We start from the raw sequence: 21,275 nt of genomic DNA, 5'->3' as shown, positions 1-21,275 counted from the left end.
CTCCCCGGGCCGCTCAGGCCGTGATGGCTCGTGTGCCGGGCGCCGTCGCCGCCCGGCCGGCTTCGCCCAGTGCGCGCCGGTATTCGTGCGGCATCACCTTGACGAAGTGCGTGCGCGCGTTGATCCAGTCGTGCAGGATCGCCTTGGCGCGGAAGCTGCCGGTGGCGCGGAAATGGCTTTCCAGCAGACGCCGCAGGATCGCCTCGTCAGTCTCGCCGGGGGCTCCGCGCACCGGCGCGTGCCAGAGTTCGCGCGGCACGCGCAGTTCCTGCTCGACCGTGGAGAGCAGCGGCTCGAGCGCCACCATCGCGAGATTGCAGCGCGCCTGGAACTGCACGTCCGGGTCGTACAGATAGGCCACGCCACCGGACATGCCGGCGGCGAAGTTGCGCCCGGTCTCGCCCAGCACCACCACGGTGCCGCCGGTCATGTATTCGCAGCCGTGGTCGCCGACGCCTTCCACCACCGCGGTGGCACCGGAGTTGCGCACGGCGAAGCGCTCGCCGGCGACGCCGTTGAAGAACGCCTCGCCGCCGGTGGCGCCGTACAGCACCGTGTTGCCGGCGATGATGTGTTCGGGCCCGAAGCCGTGGAAATCGTTCGGCGAACGCACGATGATGCGGCCGCCGGACAGCCCCTTGCCCACGTAATCGTTCGCCTCGCCGACCAGGTCGAAGGTGATGCCGCGCGCCAGGAACGCGCCGAAACTCTGCCCGGCCACGCCATCGAGTTGCACGTGGATGCTGTCGTCCGGCAACCCGGCGTGGCCGTGCCGCCGCGCCAGCGCCCCCGACAGCATCGCGCCGACCGAACGATCCGTATTGCGGATCGCCACGATGAAGCTGCAGCGTTCGCCCTGCTCCAGCGCCGTGCGCGCCTTGTCGAGCAGCACGTGGTCGAGCGCGCGGGCGAGGCCGTGGTCCTGCTCCTCGACATGGCGCCAGGCCACGTCGGCGGGCACCGCCGGGCGGTGGAACACGCGGCTGAAGTCGAGCCCGCGCGCCTTCCAGTGCGCGATGCCCTGGCGCACGTCCAGCAGGTCGGTGCGGCCGACCAGCTCGTCGAAGCGGCGCACGCCGAGCTGCGCCATGATCGCGCGCGCCTCCTCGGCGACGAAGAAGAAATAGTTCACCACGTGCTCGGGCTTGCCGGCGAACTTGCGCCGCAGCACCGGGTCCTGCGTGGCCACGCCCACCGGGCAGGTGTTGAGGTGGCATTTGCGCATCATGATGCAGCCTTCCACCACCAGCGGCGCGGTGGCGAAGCCGAACTCGTCGGCGCCGAGCAGGGCGGCGACCACCACGTCGCGGCCGGTCTTCATCTGGCCGTCCGCCTGCACCCGGATGCGCCCGCGCAGCCGGTTCAGCACCAGCGTCTGCTGCGTCTCGGCCAGGCCCAGTTCCCACGGCGTGCCGGCGTGTCTGATGGACGACCACGGCGAGGCGCCGGTGCCGCCGTCGTGGCCGGCGATCACCACGTGGTCGGCCTTGCACTTGGCCACGCCTGCGGCGACCGTGCCCACGCCGACCTCGGATACCAGCTTCACCGAGATCGAGGCCTGCGGGTTGCAGCTCTTCAGGTCGTGGATCAGCTGGGCCAGGTCCTCGATCGAGTAGATGTCGTGGTGCGGCGGCGGCGAGATCAGGCCCACGCCGGGCACCGAGAAGCGAAGTTGCGCGATGTAGTCGGACACCTTGTGGCCCGGCAACTGGCCACCCTCGCCAGGCTTGGCGCCTTGCGAGATCTTGATCTGGATCTGGTCGGCCGAGACCAGGTACGCCGCGGTGACGCCGAAGCGGCCCGAGGCCACCTGCTTGATGCGCGAGCGCAGTGAATCGCCGGGTTCGAGGGCGAGGTCGCTCTCGACGCGATCGGCGCCGAGGATGCTGCCCAGCGTTGCGCCCTCGCCGATAGCGATGCCGCGCGCCTCGTCGCGGTAGCGCGCCTCGTCTTCGCCGCCTTCGCCGGTGTTGGACTTGCCGCCGATGCGGTTCATCGCCACCGCCAGCGTGGCGTGCGCCTCGGTGGAAATCGAACCCAGCGACATCGCGCCGGTGGCGAAGCGCTTGACGATCTCCGCCGCCGGCTCCACCTCGTCCAGCGCGATCGCGGCCGCCGGATCGATGCGGAATTCGAACAGCCCGCGCAAGGTCAGCTGGCGGCGCGTCTGGTCGTTGATCAGCCGCGCATATTCCGCATAGGTCGTCGCACTGTTGGCGCGGGTGGCGTGCTGCAGCTTGGCGATGGAATCGGGCGTCCACAGATGGGCTTCGCCATCGGCTCGCCAGGCGTATTCGCCGCCGCCATCGAGTGCCTGACCTGCGTCGTGGGCCCACGCCGCCTCGTGCTGGCGCAGCGCCTCGGCGGCCAGCTCGAACAGGCCGATGCCCTCGATCGTGCTGGCGGTGCCGCTGAAGTACGTTTCCACCAGTTCGCTGTTCAGCCCCACCGCTTCGAAGATCTGCGCGCCGGTGTAGGACATGTAGGTGGAGATGCCCATCTTGGACAGCACCTTCTGCAGCCCCTTGCCGATCGCCTTGATGTAGTGCGCGATCGCCTGCTCCGCGGCGATCGCGCCGCTGTCGGCCGCATGGCGGGCCAGCGTCTCCATCGCCAGGTACGGGTGGATCGCCTCGGCGCCGTAGCCGGCGAGCAGGGCGAAGTGGTGCACTTCGCGCGCCGAGCCGGTCTCCACCACCAGGCCGGTGCTGGTGCGCAGGCCGCGGCCGACCAGGTGCTGGTGGACCGCCGAGGTGGCCAGCAGCGCCGGGATCGCCACCCGCTCGCGGCCCGCGTGGCGATCCGACACGATCAGGATGTTGTGGCCCTGGCCGATCGCGTCGATCGCCTGCGCGCACAGCGAGGCCAGCCGCGCCTCGATGCCCTGCTTGCCCCACGCCGCCGGGTAGGTGATGTCCAGCTCGAAGCTGCGGAACTTGCCCTTGGAGTAGCGGCCGATCTTGCGGATCTTCGCCATGTCGGCGACGTCGAGGATCGGCTGGGCCACCTCCAGTCGCAGCGGCGGATTGACGTTGTTGATGTCCAGCAGGTTCGGTTTCGGGCCGATGAAGGAAACCAGCGACATCACCAGCTGCTCACGAATCGGGTCGATCGCCGGGTTGGTGACCTGGGCGAACAGCTGGCGGAAGTACTGGTACAGCGACTTGTTCTGCTCCGACAGCACCGCCAGCGCCGCGTCGTTGCCCATCGAGCCGATCGCCTCCTGGCCGTCGTGCGCCATCGGCAGCAGCTGGAATTTGAGGTCTTCCAGCGTGTAGCCGAACATGCGCTGGCGTTGCACCAGCTGCTCGCCCGCGGGCGGCTCGACGTGGCCGACCGGCAGGTCGTCCAGGCGGATGCGGATGTGCTCGATCCACTGCTTGTACGGCCGCGCATTGGCCAGCTGGTCCTTCACCTCCTTGTCGTCGATGATGCGCCCCGCTTCCATGTCGATCAGCAGCATGCGGCCTGGCTGCAGCCGCCACTTCTTCACGATGCGCGGCTCAGGCACGGCGAGCACGCCGGCCTCGGAGGCGAGGATCACCAGGTCGTCGTCGGTGATGAGGTAGCGCGCCGGGCGCAGGCCGTTGCGGTCCAGCGTGGCGCCGACCTGGCGGCCGTCGGTGAAGGCGATCGCGGCCGGGCCGTCCCACGGTTCCATCATGGCCGCGTGGTATTCGTAGAACGCGCGGCGGTTGTCGTCCATCAGCGTGTGACGCTCCCATGCCTCGGGAATCATCATCATCATCGCGTGCGCCAGCGGGTAGCCGGCCATGGTCAGCAGTTCGAGGCAGTTGTCGAACGAGGCGGTGTCGGACTGGCCCGGGTAGATCAGCGGCCACAGCTTGGCCAGGTCCTCGCCGAGCACCGGCGAGGAGATCGCGCCGGTGCGCGCGTTCAGCCAGTTGACGTTGCCCTTGACCGTGTTGATCTCGCCGTTGTGCGCGACCATGCGGTACGGGTGGGCCAGCTCCCAGGCCGGAAACGTGTTGGTGGAAAAGCGCTGGTGCACCATCGCCAGCGCGGAGACCGCGCGCGGGTCGGCGAGGTCGGCATAGTAGGTGCCGACCTGGCCGGCCAGCAGCAGGCCCTTGTAGACCACGGTGCGGGTGGACATCGAGGGCACGAAGTACTCGCGCCCGTGCTTGAGCTTCAGCGCGCGGATCGCGTGGCTGGCGGTCTTGCGGATCACGTAGAGCTTGCGCTCCAGCGCGTCGGGGACCATCACGTCCGGGCCGCGGCCGATGAACAGCTGGCGGATCACCGGCTCGCTGGCCCTGACCGCCTCGGACATCGGCATCGCGTGGTCGACCGGCACGTCGCGCCAGCCCAGCACGCGCTGTCCCTCGGCCCGCACGGTGCGTTCCAGCTCCTGCTCGCAGGCGCGCCGCGAGGCGTGCTCCTTGGGCAGGAAGATCATGCCCACGCCGTACTCGCCCGGCGGTGGCAGCGCCACGTCCTGGCGGGCCATCTCCTCGCGATAGAGCTGGTCGGGCAGCTGGATCAGGATGCCGGCGCCGTCGCCCATCAGCGGGTCGGCGCCCACCGCGCCGCGGTGATCCAGGTTGCGCAGGATCGACAGGCCCTGCGCGATGATCTGGTGACTCTTGCGCCCCTTGATGTGCGCCACGAAACCCACGCCACAGGCGTCGTGCTCATGCCGTGGATCGTACAAACCCTGCGCGCGCGGCTGATCCATGGTCGGGCTCCCGGAACAAGAGGGGAGCCTCGACTATAGTGCGTTGCAACAAAGAGAAGCAAGCGAAATCAAATGGCCGTATATATGGCCGAATCCACGTTCAGTCGGATCGACCCCGGGAATGCAGGAGCGCACCCTGTGCGCGATGCTTTTCGTGACGTGACGAAAAAGCTCGCGCACAGGGTGCGCTCCTGCAGCCAGCTCATTTGATCAAGCGTTCGTCGACCAGATTCTTCACCACGCCGGGATCGGCCAGGGTGGTGATGTCGCCGAGCTGGTCGGGCTGGTTCTCGCCGATCTTGCGCAGGATGCGGCGCATGATCTTGCCCGAACGGGTCTTCGGCAGGCCGGGCGCCCATTGCAGGTAGTCCGGCGTGGCGATCGGCCCGATTTCCTTGCGCACCCAGGCGATGAGTTCCTTGCGCAACTCGTCGCTGCCGGTTTCGCCGGCGACCAGGGTGACGTAGGCGTAGATGCCCTGTCCCTTGATGTCGTGCGGGCAGCCGACCACGGCGGCCTCGGCCACCTTCGGATGGGAAACCAGCGCGCTCTCCACTTCGGCGGTGCCGAGGCGGTGGCCGGACACGTTGATCACGTCATCGACGCGGCCGGTGATCCAGTAGTAGCCGTCCTCGTCGCGGCGGGCGCCGTCGCCGGTGAAGTAGTTGCCGGGATAGGCGCTGAAATAGGTCTCGATGAAACGCTGGTGATCGCCGTAGATGGTGCGTACCTGACCGGGCCAGGAATCGGTGATCAGCAGGTTGCCCTCGGCAACCCCCTCCTTCACCTCGCCGTCGGCATTCACGATGGCGGGCTTGATGCCGAAGAACGGCAGCGTGGCCGAGCCCGGCTTGGTGGCGATCGCGCCGGGCAGGGGCGAAATCATGATGCCGCCCGTTTCGGTCTGCCACCAGGTATCCACGATCGGGCAGCGCTCCTCGCCGACCACGCGGTGGTACCACTCCCACGCTTCCGGGTTGATCGGCTCGCCGACCGAACCGAGCAGCCGCAGGCTGGCGCGGGAGGTGTTTTTCACCGGCTCCTCGCCCTCGCGCATCAGGGCGCGTATCGCGGTGGGCGCCGTGTAGAAGATGCTGACCTTGTGCTTGTCGACCACCTGCCAGAAGCGGCTGTAATCGGGATAGTTGGGGACGCCCTCGAACATCACCGTGGTGGCGCCGTTGCACAGCGGGCCATACACCACGTAGCTGTGGCCGGTGACCCAGCCGACGTCGGCGGTGCACCAGTAGATGTCGTCCTCGCGCAAGTCGAACACCTGTTCATGGGTGTAGCTGATGAAGACCAGGTAGCCGCCGGTGGAGTGCACCACGCCCTTGGGCTTGCCGGTGGAGCCGGAGGTATACAGCACGAACAGCGGGTGCTCGGCCTCGACCGGGGTGGGCGGGCAGTCGGCGCTCTGGCCGTCCATCAGCGTGTGCCAGTAGCGGTCGCGCGGCGACTGCATGTTGATCGCGCCGCCGGTGTGGCGCACCACGATCACGGTTTCCACGCTGTTGGTGCCGGGGCGCTCAAGTGCCTCGTCCACATTGACCTTGAGCGGAATGTGCTTGCCTGCGCGCAGGCCTTCGTCGGCGGTGATCACCACCTTGGCCTGCGAATCGACGATGCGCCCGGCCAGCGAGTCGGGCGAGAAGCCGCCGAACACCACTGAGTGGATTGCGCCCAGGCGCGCGCAGGCCAGCATCGCCACCGCGGCCTCGGGAATCATCGGCAGGTAGATCGCGATGCGGTCGCCCTTGACCACGCCCAGGTGCTTCAACGTATTGGCGAACTTGCACACCTCGGCGTGCAGCTCGCGGTAGGTGATCCGGCGTGAGTTCTTCGGGTCGTCGCCCTCGAAGATGATCGCCACCTTGTCGCCGCGCTTTTCGAGCTGGCGGTCGAGGCAGTTGGCGGACACGTTGAGCTCGCCGTCTTCGTACCAGCGGATGTGCAGGTCGTTGCGGTCGAACGAGACGTTCTTGATCTTCGTCGGCGGCCTGGTCCAGTCCAGGCGCTTGGCGATACCGGCCCAGAATGCCTGCGGATCTCTGACGGATTCGGCATACATGTGTACGTAGTTGTCGTGGCTGGTGCGCGCAGATGCTGCAAACTCGGGATCGACCGGATAGGTGCTGGACATGGATTTGCTCCTGCTGGACTGGATGGGAGTGACTCGGGCAACCTGCGACAGGCATCGATGCCGCGCTGTGTGTGGTCCTTGAGTTAGCCCGCTCGTAATACGATGGGAGTCGGTACTTCGCGATACATAAAGATAGGCGCGTTTGGTCCTGCCCGCACCCGGATCGCGCCGGCTGTCGGCATTAAAAAGGGGGCTGCCGTTGTCAGCGGCGTCGCCGGGTGGCGCTACTCAGCCGTTGTTGGATCAATGACTGAGGCAACTTCGGACACACGATTTGCAGGAAAGCCCCCCTCCTCGGCGTGTTTCCGAACCATTTCCTCATCCGGAGCGATGTATACGCAATAGATCTTGTCGCCGGTCACGTAGCTTTGGAGCCATTGAATCTGTGGCCCCATATTGCTCAGTACACCGCAAGACTTCTGCGAAATGGCCTTTAGTTCTTGGGGCGACAACTTCCCGGCACCAGGAATATCACGTTCGATCACGTATTTCGGCATGGCATGGTCCTCTGTTGTCTAGAAGCATAAATAATGGTCACGCCCATCAGAAAATGTTTCTGCACAAAGGGATCAATGGGCGCACCCAGGCGGCCAAGGCTCGCGCCAGAGACTACGCCACCGACCACCACATGACCACCGTCAGCTACCTGATGTGCTCCAACCTCCAACACCTGCCGAAGAACCCATGAACGCAAGCGACTCAACAGGTTGCGGCGTGAAGTTCAACCACGCCAAACGCGAAAGAGCCTCCATGCGGGGGTGCCCGCTCCGTCGCGACATCCGCGAACATCGTATGTAATCGGGCAAATCAGAATTTGTAACTTGCACTCAAGCCGAGCATGAAATTGCGGCCCGGTGCGGACTGGAAGAAGCGACCGTTGCCGGAGTTGACGACAACGGCACCGACGTAGTTGCGATCGAAAAGGTTGTTGATACCTGCAAACTCGCTGACCTGCCAGCCGCCCGCGTTTTGCCTGAACGCCAGATGATAATCGACCACGACGTAGCTACCGGCGAAGTCCGTGTTTTTGTTGTCGACATAAACGCGATCACGCCACTGCGCGCTTAGCGAGGTGGAAAATCCAAGCGGGCGGTACTGCCAGTCCCACTCGCCGTACACCATCTGGCGCGGCACGCCTGGCATTCGATGGCCGTCGAGCGCTCCGCCATCGAAAGTCGCGTGCAGGTAACTATAGGCCAGGTAACCACTGAAGCCGCCGGAAAAGGCCTGCTGAATGCTCAGTTCCAGCCCGTGTCGCTTCGTGCTTCCGGCATTGGTGAAACTGTCGCGACCGTCATTGGATGTGCCAACGACAATATCGTTTGTGGTCGATATGTTGAAAAGTGCCAAGTCGAATTTTGTCGCAGCCCAGCTCCCCTTCAGCCCTGTCTCATAGTCGCGACTCTTGCTTGGCTGCAAGGCTTGATTAAAGCCGGCCTGACCGTCGGGCCGATAGGCGAACTCGGAGAGCGTCGGGGTTTCGAAGCCCTGGCCGTAATTCGCGTAGACGTTCAGATGCGGATTGATTTTGTAGAGCACGCCTGCAACCGGATTGGTACTCGAAAAATTCCGCCTGCCACTGTCGTCGGGATCTTCGGGCGTCATGTAGTGATCGTCACTTCCGAACTTGACGTTCGAATGACGCAGGCCAGCGACGATGACCCAACGGCCGGGCTTCCATTCGAGCTGGACGTATTCCCCGGCCTGACTCGAAAAATCCCTCTCGTTGCGACGCAGCTCCCCTTCCACGCCCGCATCATTGACCCAACCCTTGCGCAGCTCGCGCAGGTGGTCGTACTCGACACCCGCCATCAGGTCGAGCGGTGTCGAGGTGAGCGGAAAACTGTGCACCCAGCGGACACCGCCGCCCCTGGACCTGTTTTTCAGGTCGACCACCGCGCCGCCGCCATTGGTGGAACCGCCGCGGAAAGGAAGGAACTGGACCACGCGCCGGGAACCACCGTAACCCATCACATGCAGATGATCGCTCTGGCCGATTTGCTGCTCGTATACAGCGCCAAGCTGGCGGTCACGATGACTTTCACCCGCGCCGAACTTGAACACGCCTGGCACCGCGAAGCTTGGGTCTCCCCGTGCCTGCTGCTTGGTCAGGCTCGAAGGATCCTCGGCGAAGGGCTGGTTCTCGCCGTTGAGCAGCAACGTCAGCGAAGCGTCCTTGCTGATGTCGTAGCGGAACTTCGCGCGCAGATTGTCGCGCTCGGCCTTGCTGTGTTGACGAAAACCGTCGGTTTCGAAATGCGTGCCATCCACGACATAGTTGAAGTTGCCGACCGTGCCACCCGCATCCAGCCGCTGGATGCGGGTGCCATAGCTGCCGAATAGCGTGGAAGCCCCGACCGTCGGCTGCTCCGGGCCGTCCTTGGTGAATATCTGGATCACGCCCCCGGCGGCATTGCCGTACAGGGCCGAAAACGGCCCGCGCAACACCTCGATATGCTCCGCGGTAGCAAGGTCGAAGGGATCGGTCTGGCCCTGCCCGTCCGGCCCGGACACCGGAATGCCGTCCACCAGCAGGCGGATGCCGCGCACGCCAAAGGAGGCGCGTGAACCAAAACCACGAATGGAAATCTGCGAATCCTGCGCGTAGCTCTGGCGATTCTGCGCGACAATCCCGGGTATCCGCGCAAGTGACTGGGAAAGTGCGGATGCCGGAGCGCCATCGGCGATCTTGTCTTGCGTGACGACGCCAACCGCGGCGGGCACGTCGAAGTCGGGCTGTGGAATGCGGGTCGCGGTCACCACGACCACGGGTAGCGTCGTCGTAGACGATGTTGTCCGTGCGGTATTGGTCTGCACATCCTCCGCATGAGCCGCAGGCAGGACCAACAAGACAAGCACCAACGCTTCCGAGAGACTGCGCCAAATGAATGCGCGTGGAGCAAGGCCCCTGGCCGCGCCGTTCATCAAGCGCCTATCGGGATTTTCAAATTGATCAAGCATTATTGTTACCCGTCCAATGGAAACGAAGCTATAGCGAAACCTTGAAGCCAACCCAAACACCGCGAATCTCGCCCGGGCCATAGAAGCGCGGGTCGTCAAATTGCGGCATGACTTCGTGGGGTTCACCAAGTGTTCCGAACGTGACGTAGTGGCGGTCGAACAGGTTGTCGATACGTGCGAATAAACTGAAGTGTGCATTCACGTCGTAATTGGCTCGCAGGTTCACCACCACATATCCGCCGGTCTGCCCAAGCAGATTGGCTTCGTCACTACGCAGGTACTGGCCGGAGTTCGCGATGACTTCGCCACCCATGCTCAACTTCGGCGTAATCGAAAAATCGGCGCCAAGTTTGAAGCTGTTGCGCACCAGGCTGGGAATGCGGTCACCCTTGCGCACGAATATCTCATCATCTTCATCGGCGTCAGGGTGGTTGGCGCTCTTCTCGAAGAAGCTGGTCCGATAAGTCGCATCAAGCCAACTGTAGTTTGCGTACCAGTGCAGGCGCCGGTCCCATGCGGTGCCGGCGATGCTGGCCTCGAGGCCCTGCCGACGCGTGTCCCCGACATTGGCAAAGAAGCCCTCGTTGGATTTCGTTCCACCGGTGGCCTGAAACAGGATGTCATCGGTGTTGATAGTGCGAAACAGACCCACATGCCAGTGGCCAAGGTTGTTGCCGCCGGCGAACCTGCCGCGCAAGCCCGCTTCCCAGCTCTTGGCGACAACCTGTCTTAACGGCGGATCGGACAGAAACTGGTTGGGCAGCTTGCAGGGGGCATCCTCGTCCGCGCAGGTTAGTTCGACCGACGTGGGTGCGCGCGTGGATTCGCTGTAGCCGCCGTAAACGTTCACCGCGTCAGTCCATTGCCAGGTGAGTCCGGCCGCCGGATTGACGCGCGAAAAACGGTGCTTGCCGTCCAGCGCGGGATTGATACCGGTCGGATCGTTGATCGTGGTGCGTGTCCGGTTGCCTCGCGCCGACACCGTCAGTGCGAGGCGGTCGGTGATCGACAAGGTATCGGTGAGGTACAGGCTGATCGTGCGCGTGTGGCTATTGACGTTCAGTGCGCCTGCCGGAATCAGGATGCCTGAATCGGACGACGTCACCCGGTTTGGCTGCAGGACTGCCATTTCCAGGGCCGAGTTGTAGTCGAGGCGGCCGTTCATGTAATCCAGGCCCGCCACAAACTGGTTCTCCAAAGGGCCGAGTGGCTGGTTGAATGCGAGCTGCACGGTACCACCGTCGCTCGTCTGGTTCCGGTGGCCGATATTGTTGATCGCGTCGAAGTCGGAGGAAACAGTATTGCCGTTCTGGTCGATGATCGGTGCGTCGTCGTGGTCCTCGTCACAAAGGATGTCATCGTCGTCGTCGCACTCGTCGAAATCGCTGGCATCGCCGTTGTACGACAGCGTTTTGACTTTGCGGTGGAACACGGTGAACGAGAGCTTCGTGGCGTCGTTGATATCAACGGTTCCCTGGCCGCTGATGAGACCCATATCGTTGCTGGTGTTGTCCGGCGCCGTGAAGATGCCTCTCCAGCGTTCGGCGAGCAGCTCGACCGGCGCGCTGCCGTTACCGACCAGGTCGGTTTTCGCGTGGCCAAGGTGCAAGTCGAACGTAGCGGCTTCGCTACGCCAGGACAGGGTGCCGTAAAAGTTGCGAGCGTTTGAGGGTGACTGGTCGCGCCAACCGTCCTCGTCGAAGCGATTGCCCATCAGGTACCAGCCCCAGCGGCCGGAGTTGCCGGCGGTCTCGAAGGTGGCGTTGGTGCGCCCGAATGATCCACCGTAGAAGGAGAGGCGCGTACCTGGGTCGCTGAAGCCCGTCTTGGTCTGGATCGAGATCGCACCCCCAAGCGTGTTCAGGCCGAACACCGGGTTGGCGCCGGCAAGCAGGCTCATTCGCTCAATGGCGCCAGTCGGGATCAGGTCCCAATTGACCGTATCGCCAAACACTTCATTGACGCGCACCCCATCGAGGTAGACCGACATGCCCTCGGAGCCACCAAGCAGCGGCGTCGCGGTGAACCCGCGGAACTGGACATCCGCCTGCAGCGGGTTGTTCTGCGCGCCGTTCGTCGTTACACCGACAAAACGACGGTTGGCGAAGTCGGTAAGGTCGAGTACTTGCGCGCGATCCATCTGGTCGTCGTTGGTCGACTGCACGTAATACGGCAGCTTGCCGGGATCAATGTCGGTGCCGGTGACAGGTGTCACGCCGACCACCCTGATCAGGTCAAGTGCGGTGACGTTCTGGGGGTTGGTCTCGCGGCTGCTTTCTTGTGCGAATACGGAGCTGCTCGCGACGATCAGCGCCAGTGCGATCGATAGTGGGCCGAGTCCGCGAAAGCGCCGCGATTTCTTGTGAGCTGCCATCAAACACACTCCTTTCCATTCTTCAGCGTTGCCGGAAAGATTCGGGGTCGTCGCCAGTTCATTTGATGCTCGGCAACCGTCACTGCATTGCATTGCAATGATAGTTGCGGCCGACCATGGCGTGATGTTGACGGCCCGATGTTGCCAAGACGGACAAGCCAACATCCCGACATCCCGACATCCCGGCGCCGCTGATCAGGCGCCTTGCTCAGAAGCGTCCTTCGCGGATCAGCTGCTTGATCTCGTCGTCGGTGAACAGCCGCGAACGAGTGAGAAAGCGGACACCTTCGCCGTTTTCCAGCGAAAACATGCCGCCACGCCCTTCGACCACGTCGATGATCAATTGCGTGTGCTTCCAGTATTCGTATTGCGCGGGATTCATGTAGAACGCTACGCCGGCGATCTCCCCGAGCTTGACGTCGCGATCGCCCACGATGAAATCGTCCTGCGCAAAGCACATTGGCGAGGAGCCATCGCAGCAGCCGCCAGACTGGTGGAACAGCAGCGGTCCGTGGCGTGTGCGCAATCGTTCGATCAACTCCTCAGCAGCCGGCGTGGCGAGCACTTTGGCAACTGCAACCGTGGTATCCGACATCTTGTTCTCCTGCATTGTGGCAAGCTGAAACGTCAACCGAGCCCCTAGCACGAGGCGGCGGTCCGGTCCGGGTCCGAAATAGCGGGCATTGCCGTCGTTGACGATCACCGTGCCGCTGAGTGCGGCAGGAACATCAAACGGCGCAAGATCCAGTCGACTGGCATCGACCTCTACAGCCTGCAGATTGGTCACGGCAGCCGTAGCGGTAAAATCCGCTTCTTTCGCCATGACTGGTTGCAGCGCACACCCCGCATGAACCAGGACAAGCGGATGAAGATGAAGCCCGCGGATTGCCGCGCGCTGTCGCGGCGGTGACCGTCCTGGCTGATTCACGTGGCACTCCCGTAGACTCTGGAAAATCCTGCGCCAACGGGCGCATGGCTGGTGCGCGACATCAGCTTCGCCTGCCGGCGGTGCCGATTCATTCGCCGTGGTAGATCAACCGCACCCTGGACTCCGTCGCCTCCTCGAAAGTCAGTGCATCGCTGCCGGCCGGGTAGCCGTTCTGCTGGAGGATAAAGGCCATGATCTCCACATAATCCTCGTGCGCCAGGCTGCCCGGTTCGGTAGCTGGCATGTTTTTCGAAACGATGCCGAAGATGTCACCGACATGGAAGTCAGCCTTGGCCGGAGCAAAGTGCGGTCCCTTGAGTGCGGGTCCGGCGCGACCGGCCAGGGTTGACCCGTGACAGAACGCGCAGTGATCCTCGAACTTCTGCTTGCCGCTCGCCGCCTGGGTCTCGGTAAACAACGCCGGAGGGTGGCTCGCATCGTCCTGCTTCGATGCGGTTGCGCGACCGTTATCGAGCGACTGAACCTTGTGAGAAAGCTGCACCGATGCTGACGCACCGCGCTGCGAGGCCTGCGCCCTTCCCGCCTCGGCATAGGGCGTGAGCAGCCGCGCCAGCTCGCCCGAAGCGGTCATCGCCACGATTGCTCGGCCGAATGCTGCCGCCGCAGTTGCGTGACTGCTGTTGTACAGCGCCACCAGGTCGAATTGCGCATGCGGTTCGTGCAATGGGTGGTAACTGAAACCACCCGCCTGGTGGTGGCTGGACAGATAATTCACCACCGTTGGTTGCCACAGCATCGCCGCACCTGCTGCATGTGTCTGCAACGCCTTGATCGAATCGTCGTTGGTCAGATGGACGTCCGCCTGCAGGCCGGGATGATCTGCGAAGTACAGGTTCGGCGTGGTCTGGTAGGTCACCGCCACACTGGTCTTTTTCGGCAACTGGTCGAGCGTGGTGGCCTTGCTGTCCTTCGGCGTCACCAGCACGAAGCCGGTGTGACCGTACGCCTCGGTAGCCTGCAGGCCGGACGGTACGGCATGTTCGTCGGCATCGATCGGAAAGCCCAGCACCAACGTGCAACTGTCTTTGGCGAGCTTGTTGAACTCCTTCAGGTCAAAGCCCTCGTCGCCGCCGCTGCCATCAAACTCATGAACGCGCAGGGAGTTGCCTTCGTGGGTGGCCACGGCCTGTGCGAGGTGGTGGTCCATGGACGCGGTAGGGCTGCTTTTGTCGATGCAAACCGACAGCTCGCCCGCGACGGCGGTGCCGCCGTACATAAGTACGGCGGCCATTCCGATGCGGCACAGATGGGACCTGGAAGGGAAACGATATGTCTTCATGCCAGCACTCCGGTTACAGCGAGAACACGTAAAAATGACCGCCCAGCGGTATGTTCCGCACTGCAGGATCCTTGGCCATGTCGCCGCCCCAGATCGGCGTGGCGCCGCCCCAGCCGGCGTAGACCGACACGTATTGCTTGCCGTCCACCTTCCACGTACTTGGCACGCCGATGACACCCGAACTCATCTGCGGGCTCTTCCACAGCACCTTGCCGCTCTTGGCATCGAACGCATACAGGTGGCCGTCCGCGCTGCCGGAGAACACCAGGCCACCGGCCGTGCTGAGCATGCCGCTATTCCACGGCAACGCCGAGGGATGACTCCACGCCTGCTTGCCAGTGTTGACGTCGATCGCCTGTACTTCGCCCCACTGCCCCTTGAATGCCGGATCGGCCACGACCTTGAAGCTCTCACCCAGGAAAGGCAGTCCGGCCTTGTAGCTGACTGTAGTGCCCTTGATCGTCATGCAGGTATGCATGGTCGGCACGTAGGCAAGACGCGTCTTCGGGTCAACCGAGATCGGCCACCAGTTCTTGCCGCCGAGGAAGCTGGGACAGGTGAACACTTCCTTGTCGACGGTCGGGCGCATCGCCGGATCGGTGGTGACTTTGCCGTCCTTCGAGCCGTTCACGGAGGTCGCCGTGGCGAATTTCTCCATGTAGATCAATTTGCCATTGGTCCGGTCGATCGCATAGAACCAGCCGTTGCGGCTGGCGCTGACCAGTGCCTTGTACGACTTGCCCTTGTAGTCGATGTCGGTCAGTACGGTTTCGTTGGTGCCGTCATAGTCCCAGGTGTCGTTGGGAGTGTATTGAAAGTGCCATTTGATCTTGCCGGTGGCCGGATTCATGGCGATCACCGAGTCGGTGTACAGGTTGTCGCCCGGACGCAACGTGGCCAGCCACGGGCCCGGATTGCCGACGCCCCAGAACAGCGTGTCGGTCTGCGCGTCATAGGTGCCGGTCAACCACGCACCACCGCCGCCGGTCTTGTACGCGCCCTTGGGCCAGGTCTTGCCACCGGGTTCATCGGGTGCGGGAACGGTGTAGGTCTTCCAGGCCTGCTTGCCGGTTTCCGCGTCCAACGCTTCGATGAAGCCGCGCGCTCCGTACTCGCCACCGGACTCGCCGACGATCACCTTGCCCTTGACCACCAGCGGCGCCAGGGTCATCGCGTAGCCCACGTCGGCCGGTATCAGCTGCTTCTTCCAGACCACCTTGCCGGTCTTGGCGTTCAGCGCCACCACGTAGTTGTCCAGCGTGGCCATGTAGACGTTGTCGCCGTACAACGCCACGCCGCGATTGACGACATCGCAACACACGGTCTTCAGGCCGGCCTGGGACAGATCGTGCTGGTATTTCCACAACTGCTTGCCGGTGCTGGCCTGGAATGCCACCAGCTCATTCTTCGGCGTGGTGATGAACAGGTAATCTCCATTGACGATCGCCGGCGACTCATGCCCCTGCTCGAACGCGGTCTTGTAGTCCCAGACCTGCTTGAGCTTGGTCACGTTGTCGGTATTGATGTTCTCGAACGGGGCATAGCCGGTGCTGGCGTAATCACGCCGGTACATCAGCCAGCCGTTGTCGCTCGCCGCATTCACGAGCCGGGCATTCGTCACCGGCTTGTAGTCGGCCGCAGTCGCCGCGCTGTCGGCGGCAAACGCAGCACCACTCAACACAAACATCGCCGCGAACAGTCCGCTGATACGAAAATTATTCAGATTTTTCATGTGAATCTCCTGTGGTTCGGTCAGGCAAATCAGAAGAAGACAAAGCCGCCAATCGACGCACCATTCATGCGCGCGGTGTTGCCGGCAAAGTCTTTCGAGCGGGTCTGGCTGAGCTCGAAGCTCAGCGTCACGCTCTTGGTCAGCGCGTAGTACACGCCGGCGGTGACGTTGCTGTTGGACTTGAAGTTCGCCGTGCTGGCGAGGTCGTCCTGGTTGCGGCTGATGCCGCCGTTGAGGCCCAGCTTGAGCTTGTCGGTAAGCTGGAAGGTGCCCTGCAGCAGGTAGTTGGTGGCCTTGGCATTGCCCTGGTCACCATCGGTCAGGATGCCGATGCCGCGGCCGCTTTGGACATTGCCCAGCAGGCCGAAACGACCAATTTTGTAAGAGGCGCCGATCTCGGCGGCAGTCATGGTGAAGCTGTCGGGCTGCACGCCGGAACCGGTCGGCGCATAGAACCGTTGCGATTTCGCGCCGATCCAGCCCTTGAAGCCACCATCGGTATACGACACCTGCAACTGCACTTGCGGCGCCGAGCGTGAGTCGTAGATACCAGTGTTGTTGACTGGGCTGAATACGCCACCGGTGAAGCTTAAACCAGTGGTGCCCGGCGTGGTGTAGACGATCTGACCGTAGTTGCCGAGATAGGTATAGCCGGCACCGATGTGACCCAGCGACACACGACCGCGCTGGGTGGCCTGGACCGGCGCGCCGACCCCGATGAGGGTCATGTCGGAGAGAGTCGCGTTGGAGCCGAACACGCCGTAGTCGCGGCCCAGCTTGACCGTGCCGAAATCGGGCGTGCCAAGAGTAAAGAATGCTTGTCGCACATCGACACCGCTGTTCGCCGACAGGGCATCGGAGGTGGCAACGGCGGCCATCAGACTGACCTGCGCCGTGATATCGATGCCTTGCTGTTGGGTACTGAATTTGGTGGTCAGCGCATCCGGCAACAGTCCGTTGCCGATCGTGGTGCGGTTCTGCTGTCCGCCGCAACCCAGTGCGCGGCCCGCCAGGGCGGTTCCGCCGACCGCGTCACCGTTGCAGCTCACCGTGGTGTAGTAGGCGTTCGCAAAGCCGCTGATGTCGACGGTCCAATTGTCGCCGCCGAACGACGTGGCGCTGGCCGCCAGCGGACAACTCGAAAGCCCGAGCAACAGCAAGGCCGTCGGCAGTCCGCGTGGTGTGAGGCGACGGCGGGATCGCCGATCGCGGTGTCCAGTATTCGTTTTCATGTTTCCCCTCCCGATGGATGAAAGACGCCACCCCGATCCCCCGCGGTGCAGTCGTCGACGACCGTTGCCCGGTTGGCCGCGTGCGCGAACAGCGGCGATTGGTTGGCCCAAACAAAGTTCATGGCTGGCTTCGATCCAGGCACCGGCTCCCGGTGCCGCCACGACCACGACATTCACGGGGCGGCGGATGACTGCAGCCATCCACCGCCCGGCGGCTCAGAAGAAGCCGAGCTTCTTCGGCGAGTAACTGACCAGCAGGTTCTTGGTCTGCTGGTAGTGGTCGAGCATCATCTTGTGGTTCTCGCGACCGATGCCCGACTGCTTGTAGCCGCCGAACGTGGCGTGCGCCGGATACGCGTGGTAGCAGTTGGTCCAGACTCGACCGGCTTGAATGCCGCGACCAAAGCGATATGCCCGCGTACCGTTGCGCGTCCACACGCCGGCGCCGAGTCCGTACAACGTATCGTTGGCGATTTCCAGCGCTTCCTCGTCGGTCTTGAAGGTGGTGACGGACACCACCGGGCCGAAGATCTCCTCTTGGAACACGCGCATCTTGTTGTGGCCGAAAAATACCGTCGGCTTCACGTAATAGCCGTTCTTGAATTCGCCTTCGAGCATGTTGCGCTCGCCACCGATCAGTACCTTGGCGCCTTCCTGCTTGCCGATGTCGAAATAGGAGATGATTTTCTCCAGCTGTTCGCTCGACGCCTGTGCACCAAGCATGGTCGAGGGGTCCAGTGGATTGCCCTGCTTGATCGCGGCGACACGCTTCAGCGCGCGCTCCATGAACTTGTCATAGATCGACTCCTGGATCAGTGCACGACTGGGGCAAGTGCAGACTTCGCCCTGATTGAAGGCGAACATCACGAAACCCTCGATCGCCTTGTCGAAGAAATCGTCGTCGGCGTCGGCCACGTCGGCGAAAAAGATATTGGGCGACTTGCCGCCAAGCTCCAGCGTGGCCGGGATCAGATTCTGGCTTGCGTATTGGCTGATGAGCCGGCCGGTGGTGGTCTCGCCAGTGAAAGCAATCTTGGCGATGCGCGGGCTGGAAGCCAGCGGTTTGCCCGCCTCCAGACCGAAGCCATTGACGATGTTCAACACGCCCGGTGGAAGCAGGTCGCCGATCAGCTCGGCCCAGACCAGAATGCTGACCGGCGTCTGTTCGGCCGGCTTCAGCACCACGCAATTGCCTGCCGCCAGTGCCGGCGCCAACTTCCAGCATGCCATCAGCAAGGGGAAATTCCACGGGATGATCTGGCCGACCACGCCCAGTGGCTCGTGGAACTGGTACGACACCATGTCGTCATCGATCTCGCCCAGCGAACCTTCCTGCGCGCGGATGCAACCGGCGAAGTAGCGGAAATGGTCGATGGCCAGCGGCACGTCGGCATTGGCGGTCTCGCGGATCGGCTTGCCGTTGTCCCAAGTCTCCGCGTGGGCGAGCAGATCGAGGTTCTGTTCCATCCGATCGGCGATCAGGTTGAGGATGCGCGCGCGCGTCGTGGCCGAAGTCTTTCCCCACGCCTCGCGGGCCGCGTGGGCCGCGTCGAGCGCGGCCTCGATATCATCCTTGTCCGAACGCGGAATCTCGCAGAATGGATGACCGGTGATCGGCGTGACGTTCTCGAAGTATTTGCCGTTGATCGGTTCGATCCAACGGCCGCCGATGAAATTGCCGTAGCGCTGCTTGAAGGGAACCTGCACGGCGAGATGTTGCTGTTCGAGCTTGGTCATGGGTGCGTACTCCGCGTCGGTGGGAAGGTATCGAAGTCAGAGCAGATGTCGTGCCAGATGCTTTTTCGCGTCGCAATTGTTGCGGCGCATGAAACCGTCATGTCAGGCAATGAAAAGGGAATGCTTTTCATTTGTGGCAACGCAGCATCCGCGATTCGAAGGCATGGTTGCGCTGCGCCGTCTGATGTGTTCTGTATCAAGACACCCTTTGGAGTAGGTGTCGCAGAATGCGACACACGAGGTATCCCATGCGCCAATCAGGCATGACCGAATCCATCAGCAAGGCACGCCGCCGCTTTTTCGACAGCGGTACTGCACCGCCAGGCCTGGTTCCAGACAACATCCTCGCCTCATGGCGCCGCTGCCGACAGCAGGGCCAGGTGGCGGATATCGGTCCTGAAGTGGCGCCGGTAGAGCGGCATGCGCTGAATCAGATGCAGGAACAACATGAAGTCCTGCGCCGGCTGTGCCGGCCGGAATTGCAGGCTCTGTACGCCAGCGCCAATCAGGCCGGCAGCATCGTGATACTCGCCGCCGCCGACGGCTTCATCCTTGATGCGCTGGGCAACGCCAGCTTTCTCGACAAGGCGGCCCGGGTGTCACTGTGTGCCGGCTCACCCTGGGGCGAATCGGTGACCGGCACCAATGCCATCGGCATGGCGCTGTTCGAGCGCCGCGAGGCCGAAGTACGCGGCGGCGAGCATTACTACGCGCCGCACCGCGTGCTCAGCTGCTCAGCCTCGCCGATCTTCGACCCGCTCGGAGAAGTTGTCGGTGTACTTGATCTGTCAGGCGAAGCGTCGATGCATCACCTGCACGCCTTGGGCATGGTGCAACTGGCGGTCGAACAGATTGAACATCGCCTGTTCGAACATCGTTTCGACGGTGCCGACATCGTGCGCATCCAGCCCGACCCCGACCTGCTCGGCACGGCGCGCGAGGGCATGCTGGTATTCGAGGCGCACCGGTTGGTGGCCGCCAATCGACATGCGCTGCGCCTGCTCGGGGTCAACTGGGAAGAGCTCGGCCGTCGTCGCTACGACGAATTGTTCGTTTCGGCCCTGCCACGCCCGGGCAGTCTGACCAGCATGCGCTGCCAGAGCGGCGAGATGCTCCATGCCAAACGTGATGCACTCAGTCACAACGGTGTCGCGTCACGCGTACCAGGCAGTCAGCGTGCTCGCTCGATCCGACTGCCGGAACCGGTTTTCCCTGCCGATCTGGAAGCCGAACTTGATCGCGGCGTGCGTTTGCTGGATGCCGATATCCCGCTGCTGCTGCATGGTGAAACCGGGACAGGCAAGGAGGTCGTTGCACGGACCTTGCATCAGCGTAGTCAGCGCCGCGCGGCGGCGTTCGTGGCGGTCAATTGCGCCGCATTGCCGGAACATCTTATCGAATCGGAATTGTTCGGCTACATGCCGGGCGCATTCACCGGTGCCCGACGCGAGGGCGCCACCGGATTGTTGCGCGAGGCCGATGGCGGCACATTGTTTCTCGACGAATTGGGTGACATGCCGCTCGGCATGCAAAGTCGATTGCTGCGCGTGCTGCAGGAGCGTGAAGTCACGCCGCTGGGCGGCAGCCGCGCGCACGCGATCGACATCGCCGTGATTGCCGCCACCCATCGCGACCTGGCTGGTGCGGTCGCCCGCGGTGAGTTCCGTGCCGACCTGTACTACCGGATCGCACAGGCCACCTTGCGCCTGCCCGCGCTGCGGGACCATCTCGATCCAGCTACCTTGATCAGGCAGCTCTGGCACGCCCTGGGTGCCGAGCAGATCCCGATGTCGTTGCATCCCGACCTGATCGAGGAGTTGTCCGCCATGCCATGGCCCGGAAATCTGCGCCAGTTGGTAGGCCTGCTGCGCAGCTTCCTGGCACTCGGCGAAAAAGGGGCCACCCTGACCCACGACGATTTGCCAGTTGTCTTGAAGAACCCGCAGGCACCAGCATCGGCGTCGACGAGTCTGTCCGGCAGTCTTCAGGCGATCGAGCAGCGGGCGATTGACGTGGCGATTGCCGCTTGCGATGGCAACGTCGCCGCCGCCGCACGCAAACTGGGAGTGAGCCGCAGCACCATCTATCGGCGTCTCGGCGAACATGGCCCAGCCGACTGACTGCCACCGGCAAGGCGGGCTTGGTTGTCGAGCCACTGCACCAAGGTCA

At 63.3% G+C, this 21,275-nt stretch carries 12 protein-coding genes; 2 read left to right on the top strand and 10 right to left on the bottom strand.

The genetic code is table 11. The features are described 5' to 3' along the window. Nucleotides 1–13: 13 nt before the first annotated feature. The 3 genes from ACVCMB_RS12125 to ACVCMB_RS12115 all read right to left on the bottom strand — a co-directional run bounded on the left by ACVCMB_RS12125 (nt 14) and on the right by ACVCMB_RS12115 (nt 7,339). Nucleotides 14–4,699 (bottom strand): glutamate synthase-related protein, encoded by a 4,686-nt coding sequence (locus ACVCMB_RS12125; protein ID WP_447107062.1) that lies wholly within the window; start codon nt 4,697–4,699, stop codon nt 14–16. Between the two features lie 202 nt (nt 4,700–4,901). Further along, nucleotides 4,902–6,842, bottom strand: coding sequence for an acetate--CoA ligase (acs, locus tag ACVCMB_RS12120; RefSeq protein ID WP_447107061.1), 1,941 nt, complete (start codon nt 6,840–6,842; stop codon nt 4,902–4,904). Between the two features lie 224 nt (nt 6,843–7,066). Beyond that, nucleotides 7,067–7,339, bottom strand: coding sequence for a DUF4242 domain-containing protein (locus ACVCMB_RS12115; RefSeq protein ID WP_447107060.1), 273 nt, complete (start codon nt 7,337–7,339; stop codon nt 7,067–7,069). A gap of 53 nt (nt 7,340–7,392) precedes the next feature. On the opposite strand from ACVCMB_RS12115, the gene ACVCMB_RS12110 reads away from it, so the two are divergent. After that, entirely contained in the window at nt 7,393–7,530 is a 138-nt protein-coding gene (locus ACVCMB_RS12110; protein WP_447107059.1) for a hypothetical protein, read from the top strand. A gap of 119 nt (nt 7,531–7,649) precedes the next feature. On the opposite strand, the gene ACVCMB_RS12105 is transcribed toward ACVCMB_RS12110, so the two are convergent. The 7 genes from ACVCMB_RS12105 to adh form a co-directional block, all read right to left on the bottom strand. Then, on the bottom strand, nt 7,650–9,803 hold the full coding sequence (locus ACVCMB_RS12105; protein ID WP_447107058.1) for a TonB-dependent receptor family protein: 2,154 nt from the start codon (nt 9,801–9,803) through the stop codon (nt 7,650–7,652). A gap of 28 nt (nt 9,804–9,831) precedes the next feature. After that, a complete protein-coding gene (locus ACVCMB_RS12100) occupies nt 9,832–12,177 on the bottom strand; it encodes a TonB-dependent receptor (RefSeq protein ID WP_447107057.1) in 2,346 nt (781 codons plus the stop codon). 208 nt (nt 12,178–12,385) lie between these two features. Further along, nucleotides 12,386–12,772 carry a DUF779 domain-containing protein gene (locus ACVCMB_RS12095; RefSeq protein ID WP_447107167.1) on the bottom strand — a complete coding sequence of 129 codons (387 nt, stop codon included), beginning with the start codon at nt 12,770–12,772 and terminating at the stop codon, nt 12,386–12,388. Nucleotides 12,773–13,193: 421 nt separating this feature from the next. Further along, nucleotides 13,194–14,405: a c-type cytochrome gene (locus ACVCMB_RS12090; protein ID WP_447097706.1), complete on the bottom strand. Its 1,212-nt coding sequence runs from the start codon at nt 14,403–14,405 to the stop codon at nt 13,194–13,196. A 13-nt stretch (nt 14,406–14,418) separates the two neighbouring features. After that, on the bottom strand, nt 14,419–16,137 hold the full coding sequence (locus ACVCMB_RS12085) for a methanol/ethanol family PQQ-dependent dehydrogenase (protein WP_447101325.1): 1,719 nt from the start codon (nt 16,135–16,137) through the stop codon (nt 14,419–14,421). A gap of 29 nt (nt 16,138–16,166) precedes the next feature. Continuing rightward, nucleotides 16,167–17,369, bottom strand: coding sequence for a porin (locus ACVCMB_RS12080; RefSeq protein WP_447107056.1), 1,203 nt, complete (start codon nt 17,367–17,369; stop codon nt 16,167–16,169). Nucleotides 17,370–17,585: 216 nt separating this feature from the next. Further along, nucleotides 17,586–19,106: an aldehyde dehydrogenase gene (adh, locus tag ACVCMB_RS12075; protein WP_447107055.1), complete on the bottom strand. Its 1,521-nt coding sequence runs from the start codon at nt 19,104–19,106 to the stop codon at nt 17,586–17,588. A gap of 263 nt (nt 19,107–19,369) precedes the next feature. Here adh and ACVCMB_RS12070 point away from each other — a divergent pair, with 263 nt between their 5' ends. Then, nucleotides 19,370–21,226, top strand: a complete 1,857-nt coding sequence (locus ACVCMB_RS12070) for a sigma-54-dependent Fis family transcriptional regulator (protein WP_447107054.1) — start codon at nt 19,370–19,372, stop codon at nt 21,224–21,226. Nucleotides 21,227–21,275: the final 49 nt, after the last annotated feature.

Source organism: Rhodanobacter sp. UC4443_H10, from assembly GCF_052978325.1.
This window is presented reverse-complemented; position numbering and strand designations above follow the sequence as displayed.